Source organism: Ammoniphilus sp. YIM 78166 (assembly GCF_004522215.1).
Classification (GTDB): Bacteria; Bacillota; Bacilli; order Aneurinibacillales; family RAOX-1; genus YIM-78166.
The window spans coordinates 1-4828 of the sequence record NZ_SDLR01000028.1 but is presented as its reverse complement, the minus strand read 5'-3'; the positions used below and the strand labels follow the sequence as shown (position 1 = coordinate 4828).

8 protein-coding genes and 1 riboswitch are annotated in these 4828 nt (G+C 36.9%); of the genes, 2 read left to right on the top strand and 6 right to left on the bottom strand.

Annotated features, from left to right (window positions below; all coding sequences use genetic code 11):
* The first annotated feature begins 320 nt into the window (after positions 1-320).
* Entirely contained in the window at positions 321-908 is a 588-nt protein-coding gene (locus tag EIZ58_RS35305) for a CBO0543 family protein (RefSeq protein ID WP_370297891.1), read from the top strand.
* A 74-nt stretch (positions 909-982) separates the two neighbouring features.
* Here the strand turns inward: EIZ58_RS35305 and EIZ58_RS32560 are convergent, their stop codons facing one another.
* Together EIZ58_RS32560 and EIZ58_RS32555 are read right to left on the bottom strand one after the other, a co-directional pair.
* On the bottom strand, positions 983-1453 hold the full coding sequence (locus tag EIZ58_RS32560; RefSeq protein ID WP_134705211.1) for a CBO0543 family protein: 471 nt from the start codon (positions 1451-1453) through the stop codon (positions 983-985).
* Between the two features lie 156 nt (positions 1454-1609).
* The gene (locus EIZ58_RS32555; protein ID WP_167578112.1) at positions 1610-2152 is read right to left on the bottom strand and encodes an HD-GYP domain-containing protein; all 543 of its coding nucleotides are present in this window, start codon (positions 2150-2152) and stop codon (positions 1610-1612) included.
* 74 nt (positions 2153-2226) lie between these two features.
* Positions 2227-2314: riboswitch (cyclic di-GMP riboswitch) on the bottom strand.
* Between the two features lie 748 nt (positions 2315-3062).
* Here EIZ58_RS32555 and EIZ58_RS32550 point away from each other — a divergent pair.
* Positions 3063-3287, top strand: coding sequence for a helix-turn-helix domain-containing protein (locus tag EIZ58_RS32550; RefSeq protein WP_134705209.1), 225 nt, complete (start codon positions 3063-3065; stop codon positions 3285-3287).
* A gap of 70 nt (positions 3288-3357) precedes the next feature.
* Here EIZ58_RS32550 and EIZ58_RS34085 read toward each other — a convergent pair whose 3' ends face one another.
* The 4 genes from EIZ58_RS34085 to EIZ58_RS35015 form a co-directional block, all read right to left on the bottom strand.
* On the bottom strand, positions 3358-3522 hold the full coding sequence (locus EIZ58_RS34085) for a hypothetical protein (protein ID WP_167578111.1): 165 nt from the start codon (positions 3520-3522) through the stop codon (positions 3358-3360).
* A 343-nt stretch (positions 3523-3865) separates the two neighbouring features.
* The gene (locus EIZ58_RS32545; protein WP_240689499.1) at positions 3866-4021 is read right to left on the bottom strand and encodes an HNH endonuclease; all 156 of its coding nucleotides are present in this window, start codon (positions 4019-4021) and stop codon (positions 3866-3868) included.
* A 34-nt stretch (positions 4022-4055) separates the two neighbouring features.
* Positions 4056-4283, bottom strand: coding sequence for a hypothetical protein (locus EIZ58_RS32540; RefSeq protein WP_134705208.1), 228 nt, complete (start codon positions 4281-4283; stop codon positions 4056-4058).
* Complete coding sequence (locus tag EIZ58_RS35015; protein ID WP_255438525.1) at positions 4264-4389, bottom strand: hypothetical protein; 126 nt, start codon at positions 4387-4389, stop codon at positions 4264-4266. Before EIZ58_RS35015 ends, EIZ58_RS32540 begins: the two co-directional genes overlap by 20 nt.
* Positions 4390-4828 lie beyond the last annotated feature (439 nt).

Sequence of the window (4828 nt, the reverse complement as noted above, 5' to 3'; positions counted from 1 at the left end):
TTATCCTTTATATAGGGTATCAAATGAAAAAAAAGGATTCGACATAAAGGGGATTCATGAGCTGAGGGGCCGATTTTCATCGCGGCCCTTCTTTTCTTTGTTTATTTTATCGTCAGTTTACCACACTGTCACTCTCAGAGCCCCTATTGTAATAGCATAATGGGCTTGACAGAAACCCAATGGAAAAAACATTCATCGCACTCCAAAATTTTGTTGTTTTTACCAGTATTACTTTTTATATATTCTTATAAATATAAAAAGACCATTGGGTTAGTTTTTTTTGATTGAGTCTTATATAGAGACTTTAAAAAACACATGAGATGGTAAACAATAGAACAAGAAGTATTCTATTCTCTGTTGGAGGCCTTATGTTATACGTCATCGGTTCATACACACTGGTCTTTGCCACTTTCGCACTCTTCATCCTAGCTTGGCTTTTGGGGGATTGGAAAAATTGGAAAAAATATTATCCCACGATTCTGTTTCCGATATTATTGGACTTTTTCTGCTCCATTCTGACCTACGAACACGGGTTGTGGCTTTTTGAAAAATCGTTATTCATTCCCAACCATACGATTACCGATTTTTATATAACGTTCCTTCACTTTCCACCTAAAGTATTGATCTATCTTTCACTCTATCCCTATAAATCCCCATTATTTAAACAATTAGCGTATATTACTATCTGGGTTGTTGGAAACTCGTTAATCGAATATTTCTTTGTTTTAACGAACATAACTACATACCATAATGGTTGGAATTTTTGGTGGTCAGTCTTGGTCTGGTCTATGATGTTCCCTCTGTTAAGACTGCATCATACAAAGCCATTGTGGGCATGGTTAGTCAGTTTGGGATTTACTATTTTTATTATCATTTACTTTGACCTTCCGATTACTAAATTGAAGTAATCGGATTTTTCTTTCCGAAGTTCGATTTGGTTAGAAAAGAAAAAGACCACTCCGCACAGATCCGCGAGATGGTCTCAATTAAACCTATTTTTAAAAAACCAATTGTAGTATTTGCGTGACACATAGAATGTGACCAGTATAGCAATCCAGGTCCAATACCACGTCCACTCGTGATATTCAATGAGATCAGTATACTTCTCCAGCACGACTTCGAATATCGTTAATATTGTTGTAAAAGCAACTGCATAGGTTATTCGACCAAGTCTCCCTTTTGCTACTGGATACTTTAATATGAAAAGGATCGCAAGAGCTGGAAAAACAAAAAATTCAAAGGTGAAACTAGTTCGAATCGCAAAAGCCAAGAAACGAACTGGGTACTCCAACCATCTCAATTCCACTACTAAAATCCCCAAAAACCAAGTCATCGTTTGATGGAAAAGAAATATTACCTGAGCATCACGAAATTTCGTTTTCGGTACAAAAATCAGAAGAAGAATAACCATAACTACCCATGAGGTTACCTCAATGATCGATTCAAGACTCATTTCACCATTCGATCCTTTACGACAAAATTCTACATATATTCATTTCCTCCTTTCCCTTAAAAAATACTGAAACCAAAGTTCAATTTTTCTTTATCATTCCTTTCCATAAAAAAAGCCTCCGGAATATTCCGTGGCTTTGCGAGATCCCCTGTTATATTATTTATTTAATACCTCGATCAACTTCTTCACAATTATGGTGGAGAATAGTGTTCCTTTATCCCCTATGATCACATCCAGTGCTTCTTTTGGTGACTTTTCCTTCTGGTATGAACGATGATTCGTCATAGCATCAAAACTGTCAGCAACAGCGACAATTTGTGAACTCAGTGGAATTGCATCGCCACTGATTCCGAAAGGATACCCCTTACCATTGATTCTTTCATGATGAAATAAAATTGTATAACTTATATCATGATGAATAGACTCATCAGCTTGTGATAGTTCATAACCAAATATAGGATGCTTTTGAATTAGGCTCCATTCTTCAAAACTTAACTTCCCGGGTTTACTTAAAATATCCTTACTGATTTTTAATTTACCTATATCGTGTAGTAATCCACCATAATAAACAATTTGTTGTTGTTCCTTATCATGGATACTCATTGCTTTTGCAATTGCTAGTGACAAGCCCGCTACTCTAATACAGTGTTCATAAGTATCTGAATGGTGCTTCTTCAAGGTTTCTAGAAGCTTCTTCAATGTAATTCTCCCCCAATCAATAAAAAAACCATCCTTCAAAATGACAAAATGAAAGATGGTATGCAATCCAACTTTTCGGTAACCCGGCGATCATAGCAAAATGTTTGCTTTAGACCCGTGGCTTTGCGTCCCTACCTTTCGATAGGTTTGCCGTTGTCGAAGGGAAACAACTTATATGTAGTTATATGTCATATTTTGCATTATTTTGTAGGAATATATTCAAATTATAACTCTTGTTACCAACTACCACAAGACTTTTAACCCAATTTTAGAAATTCTTCTAATTCTATAGTACCAACATCCAGTTCCTCGGAGGGGACTTCTGTCAGGTCGGTTTCACAAAAAGGGCAGATCCATTGATCGTTGGAACTTCCATACGAAGGGGAATCACAATTAATACAAGTCTTTTTAAACATCCAGAATTACTCCTTCAGAATCAATAAAAAATATTTTAGCATACATTTAAAATTTTCGTTAAAGTTTTTTAAACTGTACTGTCTGAAAAGAAAAGCCGTCCCCATTGTAGGAACGGCCAAAGTTGGTTTTGGTTAAAAAGAAAAAGACCATCGCAAGCTTGTTCTCGAAATGATCTATATATCAGCAAAGCAACTCATAGATATTTCTATACGCTCTACTTAAAGTTAACTCAACAATATTTATTTCTTTATAAGTCAGTCCATAGTCCTCAATTAACTGATCTCGTAACTCCATACTAATCACGTCATTAAAATTGTTCGAATCCATTCGCATTAAATCAATAATACGGTTTATTTCTAATTTCCCCATAATCTCTTATCCTCCAACAAAAATTTCACCCTCTAATTATACGCTTATACGTATAACCAAATGCATATTTTTCATGGTATCGTTTAAAAATAAAGTAGGAATAAATATAGGAGGTCTAGCCTTTATGAGATTAGTCCGAATTAAAATCCAAAACTTACTTAAAAAACGCAAAATGACTCAGATGCAATTATCTCAGCTTACGAATATAAGACAAGCAGCCATCAGCGAAATGAGCCGCAATAATCGAGAAAAAGTTGATCTTAATCATTTAGAAAAGATCGCAAATGTTTTAAAAATCGACGATATGAATGAGTTAATAACCATAGAAAAAACACCAGATCAAAGATAGGTGTTTTAAAAAGTGTTTTTGCTCGGGTTGTTGTTTCGCTGTTGAATCCCTTTAATACAACAAATATCACTCACATGAGTACTTGAATTAGTTGATGCAATATTTTTTCAACATCCATTAACTGTTTAACAACATCTTCATTTGAAATATTTCCTTTGCTTATTTTGTGTCCGATATCGATTAACTGACCATTCATAGTAGCCAATGTCTCCATAGTTTCAAATTTAGTTTTCATACTTATTCTCCTCCCACTATAAAAAAAGACTTTGCATAAACTTCTCAAATATTTGTATATCGAATTTTGAGTAATTATGTTTACATTAGGTTCAAATTTTGTTCTTTTTGTAAAAAAGTGTTATTTGGTTGGGTTTTAGTCGATCTTCACAAATAAATTACCTTTCGCCCCTGCTGTAGCACTAGCATCTAATCTAAATGAAATGTCCATTGGATGAGGTGTTTTAAAATACCAATAGGGTATGGTTAAAGTCTGTTCCGTTGTTATTGTTAAATCAACAATATTGGCTGTAATAGACTTATACTTGCTCGTTAAGTTTTTGGTAATTCACCCACCACTTTCATCATCGATATGAGGAGCCACCACCCCATAACGATCGACCGTCAGTATGGGCGGACTGCGCATGGGTTTCCTCGTCTACGAGCTCCATCTTTCCTGGAACCTCCGAATGGTGCCATACATACCCGTCAGGGGTCTCACCTAATGCAATCTGCTCCACTTGAATGGGGGTAAAAAGAGAAGCCAGTTGCGAGTCAGGGAATACTCCCTGGATCGGCTAACACTGCATCAGAAGCGTCTTTAAAGTCAACAATACCAAACGCAAGTGTTCCTACGGCAGCAACTTTAACTAAACCGGCTGCTTGATAGACTCCCTTTGCCGTTTGTACTACCCCTCTAGCTGTTCTGCCTACAGCCTCCCCTACCTCACCTAAGCCTCGGTCTCGCTGCTCCTTATTTTTATCAATAAGACCCGTCGCCAATACCCTTTATAAGATCTACTCCAGTCTTTTCTCCCAAATATTTAATCGGTTTGCCTAGAACAAAGCCAGCGGCCTGACCAATGAACTTACCGGTTTCTCGTATCAAAAGGCTTCCACCTTTACCTCACGTCCACTCTACTCCATCTGGATTACTCCTCACATACCCTCCACCCGCTTCAAGCGGTCGATCTATACGAGTATTGCCCGATAGTATCCCTCGACATAAGTTCCATCCTGTCTAAAATACCCTTCCACCGCATGCGGTTTTACAAAATGGGTGTTTATGTCCAAAAGTAATGGCTTGAACTGAAATTTGTACACATGCTTCAATGGATCCTGGTATTGAAAAAAGTCTGAAGAGTGATCCATGTGTAAACCTGACTAGGATCTACGAATTCTACTTGATGCTTTTCAATGATAGATAGCTGTTTGGCAGTCGACACCCCGTAATAAATGAGATCGGTACAAACGGCAGCCCCTTTGTGTTGATTTTTGATAAAGTTGGAATCCCTAGCGCGGCTCATCTCATTAACTTCGTTGTCTTA

Coding starts and splice junctions, on each gene's coding strand:
- EIZ58_RS32560 (WP_134705211.1), bottom strand. CDS start 1,453: ATGAGTCTTGAATCGATCATTGAGGTAACCTCATGGGTAGTTATGGTT.
- EIZ58_RS34085 (WP_167578111.1), bottom strand. CDS start 3,522: ATGAAAACTAAATTTGAAACTATGGAGACATTGGCTACTATGAATGGT.
- EIZ58_RS32550 (WP_134705209.1), top strand. CDS start 3,063: ATGAGATTAGTCCGAATTAAAATCCAAAACTTACTTAAAAAACGCAAA.
- EIZ58_RS35305 (WP_370297891.1), top strand. CDS start 321: ATGGTAAACAATAGAACAAGAAGTATTCTATTCTCTGTTGGAGGCCTT.